At 69.6% G+C, this 20,422-nt stretch carries 17 protein-coding genes and 1 pseudogene; 8 read left to right on the forward strand and 10 right to left on the reverse strand.

Annotated features, from left to right (window positions below; all coding sequences use genetic code 11):
- Nucleotides 1-73 precede the first annotated feature (73 nt).
- On the reverse strand, nucleotides 74-1,054 hold the full coding sequence (locus QJS31_RS08055) for a hypothetical protein (protein ID WP_282779560.1): 981 nt from the start codon (nucleotides 1,052-1,054) through the stop codon (nucleotides 74-76).
- A 348-nt stretch (nucleotides 1,055-1,402) separates the two neighbouring features.
- Between QJS31_RS08055 and QJS31_RS08060 the strand changes: the two genes are divergently transcribed.
- A complete protein-coding gene (locus QJS31_RS08060; protein ID WP_282779558.1) occupies nucleotides 1,403-2,947 on the forward strand; it encodes an amidohydrolase in 1,545 nt (514 codons plus the stop codon).
- Here QJS31_RS08060 and QJS31_RS08065 read toward each other — a convergent pair.
- Nucleotides 2,944-4,077: a glycosyltransferase gene (locus QJS31_RS08065; RefSeq protein ID WP_282779557.1), complete on the reverse strand. Its 1,134-nt coding sequence runs from the start codon at nucleotides 4,075-4,077 to the stop codon at nucleotides 2,944-2,946. The genes QJS31_RS08060 and QJS31_RS08065 overlap by 4 nt on opposite strands.
- A 140-nt stretch (nucleotides 4,078-4,217) precedes the next feature.
- Between QJS31_RS08065 and QJS31_RS08070 the strand changes: the two genes are divergently transcribed.
- The 4 genes from QJS31_RS08070 (at nucleotide 4,218) to QJS31_RS08085 (ending at nucleotide 7,794) form a co-directional block, all read left to right on the forward strand.
- Complete coding sequence (locus QJS31_RS08070; RefSeq protein ID WP_282779555.1) at nucleotides 4,218-5,021, forward strand: transglutaminase family protein; 804 nt, start codon at nucleotides 4,218-4,220, stop codon at nucleotides 5,019-5,021.
- A gap of 70 nt (nucleotides 5,022-5,091) precedes the next feature.
- Nucleotides 5,092-5,724, forward strand: a complete 633-nt coding sequence (locus QJS31_RS08075) for a hypothetical protein (protein WP_282779553.1) — start codon at nucleotides 5,092-5,094, stop codon at nucleotides 5,722-5,724.
- Between the two features lie 41 nt (nucleotides 5,725-5,765).
- Nucleotides 5,766-6,539, forward strand: a complete 774-nt coding sequence (locus QJS31_RS08080) for a DUF4239 domain-containing protein (protein ID WP_282779551.1) — start codon at nucleotides 5,766-5,768, stop codon at nucleotides 6,537-6,539.
- Nucleotides 6,540-7,179: 640 nt separating this feature from the next.
- Complete coding sequence (locus QJS31_RS08085; protein WP_306356335.1) at nucleotides 7,180-7,794, forward strand: hypothetical protein; 615 nt, start codon at nucleotides 7,180-7,182, stop codon at nucleotides 7,792-7,794.
- A 49-nt stretch (nucleotides 7,795-7,843) separates the two neighbouring features.
- Here QJS31_RS08085 and QJS31_RS08090 read toward each other — a convergent pair whose 3' ends face one another.
- Nucleotides 7,844-7,987 (reverse strand): hypothetical protein, encoded by a 144-nt coding sequence (locus QJS31_RS08090; RefSeq protein ID WP_282779547.1) that lies wholly within the window; start codon nucleotides 7,985-7,987, stop codon nucleotides 7,844-7,846.
- Between the two features lie 118 nt (nucleotides 7,988-8,105).
- Here QJS31_RS08090 and QJS31_RS08095 point away from each other — a divergent pair.
- Nucleotides 8,106-8,756 (forward strand): annotated as a pseudogene (locus tag QJS31_RS08095) (dienelactone hydrolase family protein); the annotation flags it as partial.
- Between the two features lie 139 nt (nucleotides 8,757-8,895).
- Here the strand turns inward: QJS31_RS08095 and QJS31_RS08100 are convergent.
- The 6 genes from QJS31_RS08100 to asnB all read right to left on the reverse strand — a co-directional run bounded on the left by QJS31_RS08100 (nucleotide 8,896) and on the right by asnB (nucleotide 17,256).
- Entirely contained in the window at nucleotides 8,896-10,119 is a 1,224-nt protein-coding gene (locus QJS31_RS08100; protein ID WP_282779545.1) for a cytochrome P450, read from the reverse strand.
- 11 nt (nucleotides 10,120-10,130) lie between these two features.
- Complete coding sequence (locus tag QJS31_RS08105; RefSeq protein ID WP_228812624.1) at nucleotides 10,131-11,306, reverse strand: cytochrome P450; 1,176 nt, start codon at nucleotides 11,304-11,306, stop codon at nucleotides 10,131-10,133.
- Between the two features lie 153 nt (nucleotides 11,307-11,459).
- Nucleotides 11,460-12,815, reverse strand: a complete 1,356-nt coding sequence (locus QJS31_RS08110; protein WP_282779544.1) for a HAMP domain-containing sensor histidine kinase — start codon at nucleotides 12,813-12,815, stop codon at nucleotides 11,460-11,462.
- Entirely contained in the window at nucleotides 12,815-13,501 is a 687-nt protein-coding gene (locus tag QJS31_RS08115) for a response regulator transcription factor (protein WP_282779569.1), read from the reverse strand. The genes QJS31_RS08110 and QJS31_RS08115 overlap by 1 nt, the downstream gene beginning before the upstream one ends.
- A gap of 52 nt (nucleotides 13,502-13,553) precedes the next feature.
- The gene (locus tag QJS31_RS08120; protein WP_306356336.1) at nucleotides 13,554-15,110 is read right to left on the reverse strand and encodes an alpha/beta hydrolase; all 1,557 of its coding nucleotides are present in this window, start codon (nucleotides 15,108-15,110) and stop codon (nucleotides 13,554-13,556) included.
- A 118-nt stretch (nucleotides 15,111-15,228) separates the two neighbouring features.
- A complete protein-coding gene (gene asnB / locus QJS31_RS08125; RefSeq protein ID WP_282779541.1) occupies nucleotides 15,229-17,256 on the reverse strand; it encodes an asparagine synthase (glutamine-hydrolyzing) in 2,028 nt (675 codons plus the stop codon).
- 732 nt (nucleotides 17,257-17,988) lie between these two features.
- Here asnB and QJS31_RS08130 point away from each other — a divergent pair.
- Nucleotides 17,989-18,990: a cytochrome c oxidase subunit II gene (locus QJS31_RS08130; RefSeq protein ID WP_228807852.1), complete on the forward strand. Its 1,002-nt coding sequence runs from the start codon at nucleotides 17,989-17,991 to the stop codon at nucleotides 18,988-18,990.
- 13 nt (nucleotides 18,991-19,003) lie between these two features.
- The gene (locus QJS31_RS08135; RefSeq protein ID WP_029929418.1) at nucleotides 19,004-19,420 is read left to right on the forward strand and encodes a cytochrome c oxidase subunit 4; all 417 of its coding nucleotides are present in this window, start codon (nucleotides 19,004-19,006) and stop codon (nucleotides 19,418-19,420) included.
- A 74-nt stretch (nucleotides 19,421-19,494) separates the two neighbouring features.
- Here QJS31_RS08135 and QJS31_RS08140 read toward each other — a convergent pair whose 3' ends face one another.
- Nucleotides 19,495-20,364 carry an SDR family oxidoreductase gene (locus QJS31_RS08140; protein ID WP_306356337.1) on the reverse strand — a complete coding sequence of 290 codons (870 nt, stop codon included), beginning with the start codon at nucleotides 20,362-20,364 and terminating at the stop codon, nucleotides 19,495-19,497.
- Nucleotides 20,365-20,422 lie beyond the last annotated feature (58 nt).

Below are 20,422 nucleotides of genomic sequence, written 5' to 3' on the forward strand. Positions count from 1 at the left end.
CGTCCCATCGGAGCCCGGTGGCGTGGTACGTCACCAGGTTTCAGTTCGGCAACTCCCACCCGGATACCGCGGCTCAGCGCAGCGGCGATCCGTGTTCGAGAGCCTCCGCCGGAGCGCTGGTGTAGCGCGCCGCCTGGTAGTGATAGTCGAGATTGGCTCGGACGTACACCGTGTAGTTCTGCGCGGTGGCCAGCGTGTCGGCCCGATCTCGCCCGGTGATGCCCGCCGCGTCGAGTTCGGCCGGTAGCCGGTCGATGGCGGCGGTCATGCGGTCGATGAGCTGGGTGAGCATGCTGTTCACCAGGGTGAGCGCCTGAGATCGCGTATGCCCGTAGTGATGTTCGGCCAACAGCACCGAGTTGTAGAGATAGCTCGATGCCTCGTCGGAACCGACCGACAGCACGTCGTTGAGCAGTCCCATATGTTCGACCGCGGCTTCGCGCAGCAGTCGCACGGCGGGCAGCTGGCGGGCGGCGGCGCACAGGTCGACGCCCTCGGCGATCTCGCTGATGTCCAGGAAGACGAACAGCGCCACTGAATCTCGTCGATGCGCCCGATAGACGTCCATCTCGGGCAGGTGGTCGGTGAGCCGGCCGATGCTCTCGGTGTAGTAGGTCCACAGCCAGGCGCGGATCTCCGCACGCACCGCCTCCCGCCAGGCGGTGGAGCGCCCCGCGCACAGCCGCCGCCACAGATCCGCGAAGGCGACGGCCAGCACGCCCGAGGGCGGGTCGTCACCGTCGTAGACCGCGTTCAGGGCGGTGATGGTGTGCAAAGTTCGCCCGGGGTCCGGGATTTCGATATCGAACTGGTCGTCCACGATGAAGGCCCAGGCGGTGTACTGGCTGAGCAGCGCCAGATCGTCCGTTCCGGCCTTCGGACACCAGAGTGCGTACATTCGGGCGGGGCGGGTGCGTTCCATCCGCCGCCGCGTCGGCTCGGTCGGCACCAGGTCGTAGTGCTCGAGCCACTGCCACATCGCCTTCTCCGCCTCGGCCTCGGCGGGGTTGTGTCCCCCCGACGCGAAAGGCATGAAGAATTCGGGTTCATTCATCGAAACTGCCTATCCCCGAACCGTTTTTACCGTGAATTCGACAATACAGACGATTCGGGCACGGCGCGGCCACCGTCGGATGACGGTCGGGCCGCGAGACGGCCCTTCTCGTGTGGAAATCGTATCGAAATCGGTGCGAGCGTGACGAATCCCCCAGAAGGGACGATGGTAGCGAAGGCATGTCGCACCACCGAGCGACATACCGGCGAACCGGACGAAATGTCGCGACTGCCACCGGTTCATTCGGCGATTCCACCGCGAACGACACCGTGTCGGCGCATCCTTGGATGGCCAGCTACCGCGCGGCAATGAAGCGGCGCGGGTCGAGTGCGCACGAGGAGCGTCCCGATGGACACGGCCGATCTCATCTTCACCGGTGGCTCGATCATCACCGTCGATCCGGAGACCGAGGGCGCGACCGCCGTCGCGGTCTGCGCCGGGCGCATACTCGCCGTCGGCGGCCGGGAGGTGCTGACCCTGCGCGGACCCGGCACCGACGTGATCGAACTCGACGACCGCTGTCTGCTGCCGGGATTCGTCGAGCCGCACACCCATCCGACCCGGGACCAGATCCTGTTCAGCGAATCGGTCATCGACATCCGGCCGACGGCCTGCGCCACCGCCGAGGAGGTGCGCACCGCCATCGACAAGGCCATGGGCGACGCGCGGCCTGGACGCGCGCTGCTGTTCCACGGCCTCGATCCCGAACTCCAGCCGGGCTTTCCGGAGCCCACCCGGGAATGGCTGGACGAACTCGCCCCCGACCGGCCGATCGTCATCCGGCAGAACGCGGGCCGGATCGCCTGGGCCAACAGCGCGGCGCTGCGGCTGGCGGACCTGGGCGAGGATACGGCCGATCCGTTCGGCGGCCACTTCGAACGCGACCGGTACGGGATGCTCACCGGCAAGGCATTCGAGGAGCCCGCCATCGCGGCCGTGACCGCTCGCATCGTCGCCGACCATCCGGATCCGGCCATCGGGCTGCTGGCGCGTGAACACGAGCACTTCGCCACGCGCGGTGTGACGCTGTGCGGCGATATGGGTTTCACCGACGAGATCCGCGTCCCCACCGCCCGGCTGTATCAGCGCGGCCGCGCCAAGGTGCGCACACGCGCGTACGAAACCGCCGCACCGGGTTTGGAGACCATCTGCCCGCCCGACAACGGTGACGACATGTTCCGCCAGATCGGCATCAAACTGCTGCGGGCGTCCGACACCGCGCGGCACACCGCCGACCGACTACGCGAGCTGGTGCGCGCCTACCACCCGCACGGATGGCAGCTGGCCTGCCGCGCCCAGGACGGCGACGAAGCCACCCTGGTGCTCGACGCGTACGAGCAGGCGCTGCGGGAGTATCCGCGACCGGACCACCGGCTGCGGCTCGAACACTGCGGGGCCATGACACCCGAACAGTTCCGGCGCGCCAACCAGCTCGGCGTCACCTGCTCGCTGTTCATGGACCACCTCTACTACTGGGGCGACACCGCGACCGGAGACGACGCGGACGCCGTTCCGCCCCAGCCCGAATCCCACTGGGTGCGCGCCAGATCCGCGCTCGAGGCGGATGTGCGGATCTCCTTCCACAACGACTGTCCGGTCACCCCCGAAGCGCCGCTGCACAATATGGCCTGCGCCATCACCCGGGCCTCCCGCCGGGGCCGCGTCCTCGCCCCGGACGAGGGCGTCAATCTGGAGCAGGCCATTCGCGCCCAGACCCTGGACGCCGCGTATCAGCTGTTCGCCGACGACATCACCGGTTCGATCACACCCGGCAAGTACGCCGATCTCGTTGTGCTGGACGTGGATCCGTACACGGTGGCCCCGGACGAACTGCCCGAGATCGGCGTGCGGGCGACCTACCTGGCGGGCGTGGCCACCCATCGGCGGTGCTAGCGCACCCCGCTCAGCAGCTCCAGCATGCCGGACACCGCCGCGGGCCAGGTGAACTGCTCGGCCCGGGTGCGCGCGGCGCAGCGGCGCAGGGCCGGTGGCCGCGCCAGCACATCGGTGACGGCCCGCGCGAAGGCGTCCGGATGGTCGGCGGCGACCGCGCCGCAATCGGCGGTCACGATATCGGCCAGCGCCGAGGACCGGCTCGCCACCACCGGCGTCCCGGCGGCGAGCGCCTCCAGCGCCGCCAGCCCGAAGGTCTCGTGCGGACCGGGGGCCAGGGACACGTCGGCGGTGGCCAGCAGTGTCGCCAAAGCCGCACGGTCGTCGATGAATCCGGCGAAGTGCACCGCGGGACGGCCGTCCGCCAGCGCGGGAATGCCGCGGGCGCGCCGTTGCAGGGCGTCGCGTCGCGGACCGTCCCCGGCCACGATCAACCGGGCGTCCAGGCCCTCGCGGCGCAGCGCGCCCACCGCCTCGATACTGCGGTCCACCCGCTTCTCCACCGACAGCCGCCCGCAGTGCACCAGCAGCGGCAGATGGTCGGCGGCCAGATCGGTGCGCAGCCGCCGATCGTGTCGCAGGGGGCTGAACAGGTCGAGATCCACTCCGAGCGGCACCATCTCGACATTGGGCGCGTCGATGCGCTCGAACTCGGCGCGGGCGAACGCCGTCGTGCAGACCACCATGTCGTACTCGCGCGCGGTGCGCCGATTGGCGATATCGGCGGCGCGGCGTGCCGCCGGCCCGGGCAGCACCTGCCCCAGCAGCCGGTCCAGGCGTTCATGCGAGATCATGATCGAGGCCACGTCGCGGGTGCGGGCCCAGCGCCCGAAACCGCGCAGGGTCAGCCGGTCGGAGACCTCCAGCGCGTCGGGCCGCAGGCCCGCCAGCACATCGGCGACGCGCCGCGGATCGGCGGCCCGGTAGCCGCCGGTGAACGGAATCCGCGCGGCGGGCACGGTGATCCGCAGCGTCCCCGACGGCAGCACCTCCTCGGCGCGTCGCGGCCCCGGCACGATGAGCACGACCTCGTGCCCCGCCGCCGCGTAGCCATCCCCCAGATGGTGCAGCGCGGTCCGCAGGCCACCGGAGCGCGGACCGTAGAAGTTCGCCAGCTGCACAATGCGCACGCCGCCGATCGTGCAGGGCGCGGTGTTCCCGATGGCACCTCCACGCCCAACGGGACGTGAACAGCAGCGGAATACCGTTCGACCCCGAGGGGCGGCCGAACCGGCGGCGACGGTGTGGTCCGACATGCGACGATAGCGGGGTGAGGCGCGTGGTTTCCGCCCATATCGACGTCCGTGTGCACGCGGACACCGCCCTGGAATTCCAGATCGCCGTCGCCCGCCGGCCCGGTATCTCTCTCGCCGAGACGCTGCGGTTCGAACTGGATGGACGCGGCGTGCTGGCCCGCGAGATCAGCGGATCGCACGGCACCCGCATCCACGTGCTGGGCGCCCGCGCCGGCGAGCTGCGGGTGCGCTATCACGCCGTGGTGAGCGGGACGGCGACGCCGGAGCCGATCACCGACTACGACCTCGCGCTGTACCTGCGGCCCAGCCGGTTCGCCGAATCCGACAAGCTGCTCGGCTTCGCGGCGGCCGAATTCGGATTGGGCATAGGCGATTCCGGAACCGCCGACCGGGTGGCGGAGTGGGTCGGCACCCGCATTCGCTATGTCACCGGCAGCAGCGGCCCCAGCGACGGCGCGGTGGAGACGCTGTTGGGCGGGGCCGGGGTGTGCCGCGATTTCTCCCATCTGGTGGTGGCGCTGTTGCGGGCGGTGGGTGTGCCCGCCCGGGTCGCGGCGGTGTACGCGCCGGGCTGTGTGCCGATGGACTTCCACTCCATCGCCGAGGCCTACGTGGACGGCCGATGGCTGGCCCTGGATCCGACCGGGCTGGCCCCGCGCTCGACCATGGTCCGCATCGCCACCGGGCGCGATGCCTCCGATATCGCCTTTCTGGACAATCACGGCGGTGATATCACCGTCGACGGGCTGCGGGTGGACGCGAGCGTGGACGGTGCCCTGCCGTGGGACGACCGTGGTCGGACTGTCATCCTCGGCTGATAGCTTGGGGATACCGGGGGGCTGGTTCTGGCGTCATCCGGGGTGCGGCGGGCTGGATGGGATGCGACGGATGGATGCGAAGAACGCACGGCGACTGTGGACCGCGCTGGCGGTGGTGGGGCTGATGGTGATCGCGATGACGGCCGCGCTGGTGGGCCGGTCGCTGCCCGGTGCGACGATCGCGGGAACGGCGCTCCCGGCCGCACCGGGGCTGGTCCCAGCGACCGCGCCGGTGCCGACCACACCGGGCACCACCACCGTGATCGAACCCGATCCGCTCACCCTGCTGCGGCCCGGGGACTGCGTCGCGCTGCCGCCCGACGAGACCGATCCGCCGGAGCCCGCGGAGTGCACCTCGCTGGCCGCGAACTACCGGGTGTTGCAGACCGGGCCGGAGCCGTGCACCGGTCCGCTGTACAAGGTCGAGGCCAGCAGCCGCGACCGCGCCGGGAACTACAACTACCACCTGTGCCTGGCCTACGACTGGCGTGCCGGAATGTGTTACGAGACCACGGATATGAACGATCCGGTCAAAGTGGACTGTGCCACGCCGGGACCGCATGTGGTGCGGGTGACGGCGGTCTTCGAGAACAGCCTCGACGGAACGCGGTGCCCGACCGACCAGCACGGCGCGGTGGCGATCACCTGGGACAAAAGGATGCTGACGGTCTGTTTCCGCGGAGGTGACGACCCTGGTCGGTAAGCGGTTCGATCCGTGCGGTCCGGTGTCGCGAATACCGTTGTATGGCGCTGGATTTGATCGTGCCCGTCGTCGTGCCGATCCTGTTCGCGGGCGTGGCGGTGGCGGTATTCCTGGTCGGTGACCGGCTGCGGCCCGAGTCGTGGCGGCACGAGGACGAGGAGTCCGGGCATTCGTTCGTCCTGGACCTGGTGAACATGTTCTTCGCCGCGGTGGTGGCCTTCGTGGTGGTGATCGCCTGGCAGGAGTACGACAACGCGCACGCGCACACCGTCGAGGAGGCCAAGGCGCTCATCGAAGTCCATGCGGCGGCCGGCGATCTGCCCGAGGCCGAGGGCACCCGGGTGCGGGAACTGGTGCGCGACTACACCGACGAGGTGATGTCGGGGGAGTGGGCGGTCATGGCCGCCGAGGGGCGGCTGAGCGCCGCCGCGCAGGAGCTGCTCGACGAGGTGGAAGCGGCCGTGGAGGCGGTGCGCTCGACCGATCCGTTGGTGGTCGCGGCCCGCGCCGACGCGCTCGACGCGCTCGACACCGTGGGCGAGGCCCGCTTCGAACGCGCCCTCACCGCCGAGTACCGCATGCCCCGATTCCTTTATCTCGCACTGTGGTTGGCCACCGCCATGCTGTTGTGCGGGACCGTGCTCTCCGGGGTGGTGGTCACCCGGCGCAGCGTGATCATGACCGCGCTCTTCGGGTTGGTGGTGGGCGGCGTGATCCTCGCGGTTTACCAGCTCGACCAGCCGTTCTCGGGCGCGAACGTGGTGCCGACGGACGCCTTCGAACTGGCGCGCACGCGCTTCGAATCCGGCGACTAGCGGAACGGGACCGCATATGACAACCGACTCGACAGGCGGCCGAACCCGCGCCGTGGCACGGCGATTCGCCTTGGCACTGCCACTCGCAGCAGTATTGCTCGCGCTGCACCCGGCTCCACTGCCCGCCGACCCCGGCCCGAGCGCGACGCCCTTCTCGAGCGAACTGCCCGCACTGGGCGAGCTGATCACCGGCAGCGCATCGAGCAGCGGCGCCATGCCCGGCAGCGCTGACGGTCTCGGCCCGCCCGACACTGGCGACGCCACCACCGGCAGCCCACTGCAACTCGGCCCCGGCAGCACTGCCACCTGGGCGGACGGCGGCGCGACCGGCGGTATCGGTGCGCCCGAAACCGCCGGTATCCCAGCGCTTTCGACCGCGACCGAGCCCCGCGGCGGACCCGACACTTCGATCGGCCTCGAACCCGCCGACCGCCCGGTGCTGCCGGGCGGGGCCGAGCCATACAGCAGCGTCGGGCCTTTCGGTCATGGTGGGGCACCGGGTAGCGCTGAGGCACCGGATAGCGTAGGGGCACCGGATAGCGCAGGGGCACCGGCTAGCGCAGGGGCGTCGGGCGGTCCCGCAACGGACGGGGATCCCGAATCACATGGTGGTGTGGCGGATCGTAGTGGGGGAAGCGCCATGGTTGCCGATGGGGCGGATGTCGGGTACGGGGGTGGCGGCGATATCGCGGTCGGCGCGGCCGACGCTCCCTACGCCACCGGTGGCGGGGCGGGGACGGCCGGGGAGCTGATGGGGTTCGAGTCCGGGAGTGTGGCCACCGCGTGTGCGGGTAGCGCTGTGCTTGGAAGTGCCGCACTGGCGGCGGGGTCGGTGGCGGGGTCGGGCGGGTCCGGGTCGCTGGTGCCCGGGCTGCTCGTCGGCGGTGGGTCGAGCGGGTCGGGTGCGGGCAGCGTGGTGGTGGGCAGTGCGGCTGCCGGGAGTGCGCTGCTGACCTGTCTACTGCTCTTGCCCGTGCCCGAATCGCCCGGGATTCCGCTCGAGCTCGGGCCCGCTGCCGTACCGCCGGTCGCCATGCCGCCGGAGCCGCAGGTTCCGGTGCGGACGCCGGAAACACCCGCCCGGACACCGCTCGAACCGGCGATTCCGGTGGTGGCGGCACCGGCCCCGCGCCCGCCCGCACCGCCCGCGGCCGCCCCGGACACCGGGTGGACGGCGCTCCAGATGATGACCGTCCTGATCATCACGCTCATCGCGGCGGCACGGGTGCGTGCGCTGCGGATTCCGCGCGCCTGACTTCGTCCACCGTGTACTCGGCGGTGGAGCGGGTATCCGCCAGCTGTGATCAGCGCGGCTCCTCGTATCGACGCCCGCGGCGGCGATCTGCTGCCGAACCCGCTTCGGGCTGTACCGTGGTGGCGACCTCGTCGACGACCACGAGGCTGCCGTCGGCCGCGAGTCGTATCGCCCGGATCCGCGGATCAGCCACCGCTATCGGATCCACCGCCGGTACACGGCCGACAACCTATCGAGAAGTACTGGAGCCGAACCCCATTCATCGGGAGCCTGATATGACATTCGACGACCCCCGCGACAGCGGGCGGCGACTACGCGACGACGATATTCGCGTCACCTCCGGAAAGACCACGCTGACAGGGCATCTCACCATTCCGGAGCGGCCGATGGGTTTGGTCGTCTTCGCGCACGGCAGCGGCAGCGGGCGGTACAGTCCGCGCAACCGGCACGTGGCGGCCGTGCTGGACCGGGCCGGAATCGGCACGCTGCTGGTCGATCTGCTCACGCCGAACGAGGAAGCCGCGCGCGCCAACGTCTTCGATATCGAACTGCTGGCGCGGCGACTGGCCGATGTGACCCGCGCGCTCGCCAAGGAGAGCCGCACCGAGGGCCTGGCGCTGGGGTACTTCGGGGCCAGCACCGGCGCGGCCGCGGCCCTGTGCGCGGCCGCCGATCCCGAGCTGGGCGTGCGCACCGTGGTGTCGCGCGGCGGACGGCCCGATCTGGCCGGTGCCGCGCTGTCCCGGGTGCAGGCGCCCACCCTGCTAATCGTCGGCGGTGACGACCCGCTGGTACTGGAGCTGAACCACGGTGCGCAGGCGGCCATGACCTGCGAGACCGAGATGCGGGTGATCCCCGGGGCCAGTCACCTGTTCGTGGAGGAGGGCACCCTCGACCAGGTCGCGATGCTCGCCCGCGACTGGTTCACCACCCGTCTCGCCCCGGCGACCGCCGCCAGCTGATCGCCGCGGATGGCGGATCGAGGGCGGGGTGCACCACCCCCCGCCACCGCGCGAAACAGCCTGCCGCCCACGACGGACACGCTGTCGCCGGATGGAGGCCGGGCACCGGCCGCGGCCTCCGGGCGGGCGACGCGTCCCGTCAGGCGTGCAACCGCACCGGCAGGCGCTGGTGACCATTGGACACGAAGCTGACCACGGGCTCGTACCCGGATGGTTCGGCGGCCAGGCGCATGTCCGGGAAGCGCTCGAACAGCGCGGGCAGGGCGATGGCCGCCTCCAGCCGGGCCAGGGGAGCGCCGATGCAGTGGTGCGCGCCGTGGCCGAAGGCGACATGCTGATCCTTGGTGGCGCGGTGCACGTCGAACGCGTCGGCGTCGGCGCCGTGGATCTTCGGATCGCGGCTGGCGGCGGCGTAGGAGGCGAGGATCGCCTCGCCCTTGGGGATGCGGAAGCCGTCGATGTCGATGTCCTCCACGGCATAGCGCAGCGGCAGATGCGCGACCGGCGACTGATAGCGCAGTGCCTCCTCGATCACATCCGACCACGGCACCCGGCCCGCGCGGACGTCGGCGAGCTGCTCGGGGTGGTTCAGCAGTGCGAAGATGGCCTGGTCGAGCAGGTTCACCGTGGTCTCGTGCCCGGCATTGATGACCAGCATGAGGGTGTCGCAGAGTTCCTTGTCGGTCAGCTGCGAACCGTCGTCGTCGCGGGTGTTGATGAGGACGCTGGTGATGTCCTCGCCCGGAGTCTCCCGCCGGAAGGCGACGAGTTCGCCGACGAGCCGGAACATTTCGAGATAGTTGGCCTGCGCCTGCTCGGCGGTGAAGGTGCCGTCGAAGAAGCCGTCCACGCACTTGTGCATGGCCGGGCCGAGATGGTCCGGAATGCCGATGAGCTCGCTGATCACCCGGATCGGCACCGGGTAGGCGTAGCGCGCCCGCAGATCCACCACCGCGTCGGCCGGTTCGGCGGCCAGTTCGTCGAGCAGGGCCGCGGTGATCTCCTCGATGCGCTCGCGCATCGCCGTGGTGCGGCGGTGGGTGAAGGCGGGGGAGACCAGTTTGCGCAGTCGGCGGTGGTCGGCGCCGTAGGCGGTGAACATATTGTCCACCGCCACCCACGGCAGCAGCGGCCACGATTCGGTGATCTCGCCGTTGATGAAGGCCGACCAATGCTGGCGCGGATCCTTGGAGACGCGCGGATCGGCCAGCAGTCCCTTGAGGATCGCCTGGTCGGTCACCGACCAGGCGGGTACGCCGCCGGGCAGTTCGATCAGCGCGATCGGGCCGCGCTCGCGGATCCGCGCGTTCTCACCTTGGATATCCGTGCCCGTCGGGTCCAGGACGATCGGGTCATACTCCATCGGACAACTCCTTAAACCGAATTCAGCGGAGGGGACGGTGGGAAGACGACCGGCAGCGACGCCATGGCGCGGTGGAAAGGCCCCGGCCGCCAGACGATCTCGTCGGGGGTGACCGCCAGCCGCAGTTCCGGCAGCACATCGAGCAGCTGGTCGATGGCATCCTGAACCACCAGGTAGGCAACCGATTTGGCGGGGCACGCGTGCGGTCCGGCGCTCCATGCCAGATGGGAGCGGTTGCCGGTGCGGTCGCCGCCGCGAATCCGGGGATCGTTGTTGCAGCCCGCCAGGCTGATCACCACGGGCTGGTGTGCGGGCAGCCAGGTGTTGTCGATGAGGATCGGCTGGCGCGGGTAGCTGATGCTGAAGTTCGCCATCGGCGGGTCGTTGAACAGCACCTCGTCGAGCGCGTCGCGGGTGGACAGGCTGCCGGTGAGGAACCCGCCCGCGAACCGGTCGTCGGTGAGCATGAGCAGCAGCGTGTTGGTGATCAGGTTCTGCTGCGGTTCGATGCCCGCGCCGTAGAAGCTGATGAGCTGGTAGAGCATTTCCTCGTCGGTGAGGTTGGCCGGATGGCTCGCCATGCGCGAGGTGACGTCGTCGGCGGGCTCGGCCCGGCGCAGCGCGATGAGCTCCATGAGCGCCTCGCTCAGATGCTGCATACCCCAGGCGGCGTTGACGGTGTCGAACAGCGCCGCCATCCCGGTGGCCACCCGCTGCCCCAATTCCGCCGAGCAGCCCACCATTTGGTTGAGCACCTCGAAGACCAGCGGAAAGGCGTACTGGCTCACCAGATCCGCCGATCCGGTCTCACAGAAGGAGTTGATCAGCGGGGCCGCGACCTGCTCGACGGTGATGTGCAGGGTGTGCAGGTCGATGCCGTCGATACCGGCGACGTAGCTCTGCCGGTAGCGGGCGTGCGTGGGCCCGGCATTGCGCAGGGCATTCGGGTACCACTGCATCATCGGCTTGACCGGGCACTCGTCGGGCACCGACTGCTGCCAGGTGCGCGGATCGGCGGGGAAGTGTTCCGGGTCGTTGAGGATGCGCAGCGCCGTCTGATAGCCGATCACCAGCGTGGCGGGCACGCCCGGGGCCAGTTCGATGGGGACGAGCGAACCGTACTTGTCGCGCATCTCCCGGTAGGCCCGGTGCGGATCGGCCGCGAACTCCTCCGAGTGCAGCACCATATGCGGGCCGGCGGAGTCGACGGGCGATCCGTACTGGACGGGTAGGGCATCCGTGGTGGCACCGAAGCGCGGTGAGGAAGTGGTCAAAGGGGTAGCTCCAAATAGTGGGACAGCCGATCTATCACCCGAGACCATCTCACATTCCTTGCTGCCCTACCGATTTCGCCTGTCCACGCTAGCACCCGGACAGCGAACCGGCTTCTCGTGCGCGGCGGCCGGTAGTCGGAAGCCCACGCGCGCACCGCCTTCGGGGTGGTTGTCGGCGTGCGTCACGCCGCCGTGCGCGGTGACGATATCGCGGACAATGGCCAGGCCCAGGCCGGATCCGGGGGCGGAGCGGGTGGCGTCGGCGCGATAGAACCGGCCGAAAACGGCCTCCCGGTCGGAGTCGGCGATCCCGGGGCCGTGGTCCCGAACGGTGAGATCGGCCGCGCACACGGCGATCTCGACCGGGGTGTCGGGCGGACCGAATTTGAGTGCGTTGGCAATGAGATTGTCGACGCAGCGGGCCAGGGCGCGCGGACGGCCGGAGACCGGCACCGGGTCGGTGACGGTGAGGATGACGGCGCGTCCGCTGCGGCGGCGGACGCGGTGCGCGCACTCCCGCGCCACCTCCGCCAGCGACAGGGTTTCGGGCTCCTCGGCGGCGTACTGATCGGTGGCCAGATCGACCAGCTCCCGGACCAGTTCGTCCAGTGCCTTCGCCTCCTGGACCAGGGTGGCCAGCACCTGGGCCTCGTCCTCGGGGGCCAGCCGTCCCCGGGCGCGCTGGAGGAGTTCGGCGCTGCCGCGCACCGAGGTGAGCGGGGTGCGCAGTTCGTGCCCGGCGTCCTCGGCCAGGCGCTGCTGCTGCGCCCGCGCGAACCGCAGCGCGGCGAGCATGGTGTTGAAGCTGCGGGTCAGTTCGCCGACCTCGCCGGACTCGGCCCGCGGCAGGGTGACGGTGAGGTCCTGGGTGCTGGCGATGCGGTCGGTGGCGGCGGCCAAGCGGCGGATCGGCCGCAGGATGCGGCCGATGGCCAGCCAGCACAGCAGCGCCGCCGCCAGCAGTGCCACCGCGGTGATGGCGGCCGTGCGCCACAGGAATTCGCGGTCGATGCGTTCCACATCCGCGTAGTTCTGGCTCACCATGACCGCGCCGCCACCCGGACGGCCCTTGGTGAGCACGCCGTAGCCGATGCCGTCGACCTCGATCTCGGTCTCGTTGCGTCCGCTCCCGGCGGCGGCGACGGCGCGGTCGGCCGCGGTGACCGGCAGTGGCGCTCGTCCCGGGACCAGAGGGAGCACCGTGCCGTCCGGCAGCAGCAGCTGTTCGGTCATATCCGGGCGGACCGGCAGCGGTGCGTCCGCCGCCAGCAGGGCCGCGACGGTGTCGGCGCGATCGGCCAGGCCGCGGTCGACCTGGTCGGCCACCAGCGGGCTGACATTGCGGTACGCCATCACGATGGTGACCACGATGGCGACCGTGACCGCGAACACCGCGACGAGAGTGATTCGGGTGCGCAGCATTACGCGGGCCGGATGGTGTAGCCGACATTGCGGACGGTGTGGATGAGCCGAACCGCCCCGCCCGCTTCGGTTTTGCGCCGCAGGTAGCCGATATACACGTCCAGGGACCGGGATTCGGTGTCGAAGTCGAATCCCCAGATGTCCTCGTAGATGCGGCTGCGCGGCAGCACCAGGCGCTCATTGCGCATGAGCAGTTCCAGTACGTCGAATTCGGTGCGGGTGAGTTCCAGATCCCGGCCGCCCCGGCGCACCTCGCGGGTGGCCGGATCCAGGGTGAGGTCGGCGACGGTGAGGGCGCGCTGTTCCGGATCGGGTGCGCTGCGCCGCAGCAGCGCCCGCAGCCGGGCCAGCAGTTCCTCGGTGTCGAAGGGTTTGGCCAGGTAGTCGTCGGCCCCGGCGTCGAGTCCGGCGACCCGGTCGCCGACCTGGTGCCGGGCGGTGAGCACCAGGATCGGCAGTCGGTCGCCGCGGCGGCGCAGCACCCGGCACAGCGAGAGTCCGTCCAGTTCCGGCATGACCACATCCACCACCGCCAGATCCGGCCGCTGGGCCGCCAGCACGGTGAGCGCCGCGCTGCCGTCGGCGGCCTGGAGTACCCGGTAGCCCTCGAAGCGCAGCAGCTGGTCCAGGGTGCTGCGGACGTTCGGGTCGTCCTCGACAATGAGAACGGTGGGGGCGGTCGGTATGTTCACTGGCTCATTCTGCCGGTCACGGGCGTCGAACATGACGGTCGCGGACTCAGTCGGTGACCGGCGTCACCGGGATCGGCGCGATGGATCGCACGCAGTCGGTGGCGCCGGGCGTGCCGGTGCGCAGGAACGTCGTCACCAGACCGGAGACGCAGCCGCCCGGCACCAGATCCGGCACATGGCCCACATTCGGCACCGAGACGAAGGTGGCGCGGGGGAATTTCGCCGCCACCCGCACGCCATTGGCATCCGGGGTGATGGCGTCCAGGTCACCGGAGAGCACCAGCACGGGCACGTCCGGAAGCGGTTGGGCGGCATGGTCGATACGGGTGGTGGCGGGCCAGCCCAGGCAGATGTCGCCGCCGTCGCGCTGGGCCGCCGAGAACCCGGCGGCGCTGAAGGCCCCGGCCTCCCCGGCCGCCGCCACGGCCCGGCGGTACCGCTGTTCACGCTCGGCCACCGGGGCGTCCGGGGACCAGATCGTCGGGTAGTCGTTGCAGGCCACGGCGAGGTAGAGGTCGATGTTCTCCATGACCGGCGAGGTCGCGGCGCGGACCGCGAAGGCGCGCAGGGGAGCGTCGTCGCCGCGCACCGCCGCACGCAGCGCGGCGGGGACGGTGCCCAGGACGGGGTCGGGATCGCTGCCGACCCCGGAGGTGGCGGCCTCGAAGAGCAGGCTGGCGAACTTGTCCTCGGTCAGCGTGAACGGGCGCTCGGCGGGGACGGGCAGCGGGTCGGTGCGCAGGCGGGCGTTCACCGCACGGAGGTCCGCGACGGCGGCCGCGCCGTCACAGACGCCGCCGCGGTCGCAGATGCGCTGTAGCGCCAGCGACACCGCTTCGGCGTTCGGGCGGTTGAGCGTGTCGAAATCGTGCGGGTACGCACCCGACAGCACCATGGACTGGACGTGGTCCGGGTGGCGCTGGGCGTAAACCGGCAGCAGGTAGGTGCCGTAGGAGATGCCGTACAGCACCACCTTCGGAATGCCGAGTTCGGTTCGGACGGCATCGAAGTCGTCCACGGTGGCGGCGGAGGTGTAGCCCGCCGCGCGGGGGCCGAGCAGCTCGCCGCAGCGAGTTGCCTTCCGGCGCTGCTCATCTCGCGGCAACGTGAGGAAATCCCGGTCGGGGACACCGCAATCCAGCGGAGTGGACAGGCCGGTGCCGCGCGGGTCGATGAGCAGCAGGTCGTGGTCGGTGAGGAGATCGCCGTCCACGGCGGCCAGGGCCATATCGGCGTGCTCGATGAGCGGGACGCCGGGACCACCCGGATTCGGCAGGATGGTGCCCGCGGCGGGGGAATCCAGGTCGGTGCGTTGGATCCGGGCATAGGCGACCCGGATGGTGCCCAGGTCGGGGTCGCCGGGCACCAGGTCGCGCTCCACCGTGCCGCAGTCGACGCGGTGGGTGTCGAGGGTGGGGCACCACGGTGGGGTAGCGGAGGCGTACGGGCTCGCGGAGGTCTGCGAGCCCCCGGAGGGCGCGGTGCTTCCCGAGGGCTGTGCGCCGCCGCACGCGGTGAGGGTGCTGATCGCCACCAGTGCGGCGGCGACGGTGGTCAGGGCTGTTCGTGCCGTTCTGCGCATGTCGGTCGGGTCTTTCGCCATGGTGCCTCCCGGTTGAGGCACGACAGCGATGGTGGTGGGGGAAGGTCAGACCGGTGCGAAAGGAACGGCAAAGGTGTGTAAGAAGGTTGCGGCGCTGGCGGGTGTCCGCGCCCCGGGATTACAGCGTGACCGGGTAAGTGGGTTCCTGGATCTCCGGCTTGATGCGCTGTTCGACGAAGATGCCGTGCCAGATCATGAAGACCAGCAGGGTCCACAGGCGGCGGCTGTGGTCGGAGGTGCCCGCGCGGTGGGCGTCCAGCATGCCCAGCACGGCGGTCTTGTCGAGCAGGTGGTCGGTGGCGGAGTCGGTGATCTGCTGGCGCGCCCAGTCGTAGAGCTCTGGGCCGCGCAGCCAATGCCGCAGCGGGACGGGGAATCCGAGCTTGGCGCGGTGCAGGACGTGCGGGGGCACGATGTCCTCCAGCGCGCGGCGCAGGGCGTACTTGGTGGTGTCCTTGGTGATCTTCTGATCCACCGGGATCTTCTCGGCGACCGCGAAGACCTCCGGATCCAGGAACGGCACCCGCAGCTCCAGCGAATTGGCCATGGTCATCTTGTCGGCCTTGACCAGGATGTCGCCGCGCAGCCAGGTGAACAGGTCCAGATGCTGCATGCGCGCCACCGGATCCCAGTCACGGCCCTGCATGGCCCAGATGGGATCGGTCACATCGCGATGCGTCCACTCGGGGCGGAAATCGCGCAGCACCGAACGCAATTGGGCGTCGTTGAAGCTGCGGGCATTGCCGTAGTAGCGGTCCTCGAGGGTCAGCGAACCACGGTGCAGCAGACTCTTGCCGCGGGTGCCGTCGGGAATGCGCTCCGACAGTCGGCCCGCCAGGCGGCGCAGCGGCTTGGGCAGATACTCGAACGGCTTCAGCGACAGCGGTTCCCGGTAGATGGTGTAACCACCGAACAGTTCGTCGGAACCCTCGCCGGACAGCACCACCTTGACGTGCTTACGGGCCTCCTTCGCCACGAAATACAGCGGCACCAGCGCCGGATCGGCCACGGGTTCGTCCAGGTACCAGACGATCTCGGGAATGGAGGCGGCGAACTCCTCGGGGCTCACGGTGCGGATGTAGTGCTTCGCGCCGATGGCGGCGGCGGTCTCGGCGGCCACGTCGGCCTCCGAGTAGCCCTCGCGCTCGAACGCCGAGGTGAAGGTGAGCAGATTCGGATTGTGCCGGATGGCCAGCGCCGCGATGGCGGTGGAATCGATACCGCCGGAGAGGAACGCGCCGACCGTGACGTCCGCGCGCATATGCTTGGCCACCGAATCCTCCAGGGCCTCGGCGATCTCGCGATAGCGGTACTCGGCGGTATTCGGGCGCTGCGCCGCCGGACGCGGACGCGTGGTGGGCGGCTGCGCGGTCACCTCGCCGGGCTTCGCGAAGGGCACCACCCGGAAACGCGGATCGAAGTAGCGCGTGATCCTCGGGGCCTGCCCGGGCTCCACCCACGCGTAGCAGCCCGACTCCAGCCGCCGCACATCCCGGTGCAGGGTCTCCGGCTCGGGGACGTACTGCAACACCGTGTAGTGCTCGAGCGCGCGCGGATCGAGCGCATCGCTCAGCCCGAGCTGGGGGAGCAGGTCCAGCAGGCTCTTCTTCTCGCTGGAGAAGGCCGTACCGCCCGGACCGGTGGCCAGGAACAGCGGCTTGATGCCGAACGGATCGCGGGCGATGAACAGCCTGCGGGTCTCGGTATCCCAGATCGCGAAGGCGAACATGCCGCGCAGACGAGCCGCCGCCTCCGGACCCCAGTAGTGGAAGGCCGCCGCGATGGTCTCGGTATCGCCCTCGGTGGCGAACATGGGCTCGGCGCCGAACTCGGCGCCGTGCTCGGCGGTCAGCTGCTCGCGCAGTTCGAGATAGTTGTAGATCTCGCCGTTGAAGGTCATGGCGTAGCGCTGCCGGTTCTCCGGCGGCCCCCAGCGCAGCGGCTGGTGCGAATGCTCGATATCGATGATCGAAAGACGGTTGAAACCGAACACCATGTGCTCGTCGTGCCAGGTGCCCCGCTCGTCCGGGCCGCGATGGCGCTGGCAGACCAGCGCCTCGTGCAGCTGCGCCGCGATGGCTTCGGCAGTGGTCCCCTCCGGAGCGCCGGAAGTGTCAACGGTCAGATAGCCGAGCAGTCCACACACTGCGACGAAAACCTCGCTTCGGGAGTCAAGGGAACACCGTGCCCCCGGACGGGGCGGGTACGACGAAACTCAATGCCCGAGTATGCCGTATCTTTGGCCCTCCGCTTCGCTCCGGGCGGGTTCGCGGCGCTGGAGGTCCCGGTTCTTCCCTCCCTCCGCTCCCCCGCTTCGCTCCTCCACTCCACTCAGTCCAGAACCGGGACGCGCCGCGAACCAGGGGTGTTGTGCCTTGGGGCGGGCGTGTTGTGCCTTGGGGTGGGGTGGCTGGGGGTGTCTCAGCTCGGGGTGGGGTGCTTGCGGCTCGGGCAGGGGTGGTGTGTCTTGGGCTGGGGTTATCGGTCGGGTCTGGGGGCGTGGTGGTTCGGGGTGGGGTTATCGGTCGGGAGCAGGGTTGTCGTGCTGCGGGGACCAGGGGAGTTGGGGCGCAGGGGGTGTGGCGGGGCGTGTCGTGGGCGACCCGATCACATCCAGGGCGGTGGTTTGGTCTACGCTGCGTAGTACTCGGGAACTCCCGGAGTCGGTGGCGCGTTGTGCGCCCGACCCTGAGAATTTCCCAAACGTGCTGAATATGTGCCGTCCGGCGGAAGGGAGTCCGGGCGGCGCCGTGTCGAATAGACGACCAGGAAGGCGTTGAGCGTGGCGCACAAGGCGAGCGAGGCGATAGGGGCACGACCCGCCCAGGGTCGGCGGGGCCGTATCCTTCGGCGGGCCGGGCTGGCGGTGTCCATGGGGATGACCGCGATGCTCGTCTCCGGCTGCTCGATCGATAACCCGTGGCTTCGGTTCGGCTGGCCCTCGGGTGTCACGCCGCAGGCCACCAAGATGCGGGAGCTGTGGACCTGGTCCGTGCTCGCCGCGCTGGCGATGGGCGTGCTGGTCTGGGGTCTGACCTTCTGGACCGTCATCTTCCACCGCAAGAAGAAGAACTCGCCGGAGTTCCCGCGCCAGACCGGCTACAACGTGCCGCTGGAGCTGACCTACACGGCGATCCCGTTCGTGATCATCGCGGTGCTGTTCTACTTCACCGTGGTCGTGCAGAACTACGTGCACGAGAAGGTCGACAACCCGGATGTGGTGGTCGACGTGACCGCCTTCCAGTGGAACTGGAAGTTCGGCTACCAGAAGGTCGACTTCAAGGACGGTGGCCTCCAGTACGACGGCGTCGACGCCGAGCGCGAGGAGATGAACACCCAGATCCGGGAAGAGTGCCTGGAGCGCAAGAACGACGAGGGCCACCCGCAGCCGTGCCCGAACAACGGTCTGCCGGCCAATGACATCTCCTACCTGAACTACGACAAGATCGAGACCATCGGCACCTCGGAGGAGATCCCGGTGCTGGTCCTGCCGACCGGCAAGGTCATCGAGTTCGAGCTGGCGGCCGCGGACGTCATCCACGCCTTCTGGGTGCCGGAGTTCCTGTTCAAGCGCGACGTCATGCCGAACCCGAAGGAAAACCACTCGGACAACACCTTCCAGATCACCAAGATCGAAAAGGAAGGCGCGTTCGTCGGCCGCTGCGCGGAAATGTGCGGCACCTTCCACTCCATGATGAACTTCGAGGTCCGCGCGGTGACGCCGGAGAAGTTCGAGCAGTACCTGAAGGAGCGCGAGTCCGGTAAGACCAATGCCGAGGCATTGGCCGCCATCGGTGAGTCGCCGGTCGCCGTGACCACCAAGCCCTTCGACACCGAACGTACGGCCCGTGGTGAGGGCCTTACGGAAGCCGCCAAGTGAGGACTGAACTGACATGAAGGTCGAAGCTCGCATCTTCGAACTGATCACGATCTTCTTCGTGCTCGTGGCGATCGTGTACGGCTACTTCACCGCCCAGTCGCGCACCGGCGTCGAATGGGCCGGCACCACCGCCATCGTGCTGTCGGCGGGCCTGTCGCTGATCGTCGGCACCTACTTCCGCTTCGTGGCGCGACGTCTCGACCTGCGCCCCGAGGACTTCGAGGACGCCGAGATCGCGGACGGCGCGGGCGATCTGGGCTTCTTCTCGCCCGGTTCGTTCTGGCCCATCCTGCTGGCCGCGGCCGGCTCGGTCGCCGCGCTGGGCTTCGCGTTCTTCCAGTTCTGGCTGATCGGCGTCGGCGTGGTGCTGATCCTGATCGCCGCGGGCGGTCTGGTGTTCGAGTACCACCTCGGCCCCGAGAAGCACTGACCCGAGCACACCAAGCGCCCCGCCCGGATTCCGGGCGGGGCGTTCTGCTGTCCGGTGACGTGCCGCGGTTCGGGCTATCGAGCCAGTGACGCGTAGTAGTCGCCGAGGGTGCGCGTTCCGTAAGTCGTTCCGACGGAGTCGGTTCGCATGCCGTCCAGGAAGAACCGCATGAGGGTGGCGGCGCGTGGGCTGGTGCGGTCGGCGAGCCATACCGCGGTCGATGTCAACGCGCCGGGCACCCGGAGATGCCGCTCGCGCCGCCCGGCCGCGTCGAATGCCAGGCGTACGATCTCCCGGTAGCTCAGCACCTCGGGTCCGCCGATCTCCCACGTGCCCGCGCCCTCCGGGAGCACGGAGACGCAGAAGTCCGCGAGGTCGGCGCCGTGGATGGGGGACAGTCGCACACTCCCGTCACCCAGTCCGAACACCACGCCGCGCCGGGCGAGATCGTAGATTTCCGTGAGGTCGGAGAAGTAGCCCGACGGATTGACGATCTGCGGACTCACCCGAGATCGGCTCAGCGCCGCCGTGAACGCGTGCTTCGCGCGGGTGAGCGCCGAGGTGCCGGTGTCGACGTTCATGACTCCGACGTAGAGGAACGAGGCGGCGCCGTGCTGTTCCGCCAATTCCAGATAGCGCAGGTTCAGCAGGAAGTCGACGTCCCACGGGTCCGCCCGCTGCCGGGTGACGCCGAGCGCCGACACGACATGGTCCACGTCCTTCATGATCGACGCGTCGAGATGGGATGCGCGGTCGGTGACGACCCATTCGTCGACGCCGTCGGTGAGGGCGGGCGCACCGTGCGCGCCGGGGGCCAGCGCCCGCTGCTTGTCGCGGACCACCGCGCGGACCCGATACCCCTGGTCGTGCAGTCGCGCGACGATGTGGCGGCCCAAATAGCCGGTCGCTCCGGCGACGAGGACCAGTTTCCGGTCGTCTGTCAAGAGATTGCCTTTCCGGTGTAGGTCGATCTGGTGTAGGTCGGTCTGGTGTCGGGCGATG

The organism is Nocardia sp. CC213A (assembly GCF_030766805.1).
Classification (GTDB): Bacteria; Actinomycetota; Actinomycetes; order Mycobacteriales; family Mycobacteriaceae; genus Nocardia; species Nocardia otitidiscaviarum.

Coding starts and splice junctions, on each gene's coding strand:
- QJS31_RS08085 (WP_306356335.1), top strand. CDS start 7,180: ATGGTTGCCGATGGGGCGGATGTCGGGTACGGGGGTGGCGGCGATATC.
- QJS31_RS08100 (WP_282779545.1), bottom strand. CDS start 10,119: ATGGAGTATGACCCGATCGTCCTGGACCCGACGGGCACGGATATCCAA.
- QJS31_RS08120 (WP_306356336.1), bottom strand. CDS start 15,110: ATGGCGAAAGACCCGACCGACATGCGCAGAACGGCACGAACAGCCCTG.
- QJS31_RS08055 (WP_282779560.1), bottom strand. CDS start 1,054: ATGAATGAACCCGAATTCTTCATGCCTTTCGCGTCGGGGGGACACAAC.
- QJS31_RS08110 (WP_282779544.1), bottom strand. CDS start 12,815: ATGCTGCGCACCCGAATCACTCTCGTCGCGGTGTTCGCGGTCACGGTC.
- QJS31_RS08080 (WP_282779551.1), top strand. CDS start 5,766: ATGGCGCTGGATTTGATCGTGCCCGTCGTCGTGCCGATCCTGTTCGCG.
- QJS31_RS08060 (WP_282779558.1), top strand. CDS start 1,403: ATGGACACGGCCGATCTCATCTTCACCGGTGGCTCGATCATCACCGTC.
- QJS31_RS08075 (WP_282779553.1), top strand. CDS start 5,092: ATGGATGCGAAGAACGCACGGCGACTGTGGACCGCGCTGGCGGTGGTG.
- QJS31_RS08130 (WP_228807852.1), top strand. CDS start 17,989: ATGACCGCGATGCTCGTCTCCGGCTGCTCGATCGATAACCCGTGGCTT.
- QJS31_RS08135 (WP_029929418.1), top strand. CDS start 19,004: ATGAAGGTCGAAGCTCGCATCTTCGAACTGATCACGATCTTCTTCGTG.
- QJS31_RS08105 (WP_228812624.1), bottom strand. CDS start 11,306: ATGGTGCTGCACTCGGAGGAGTTCGCGGCCGATCCGCACCGGGCCTAC.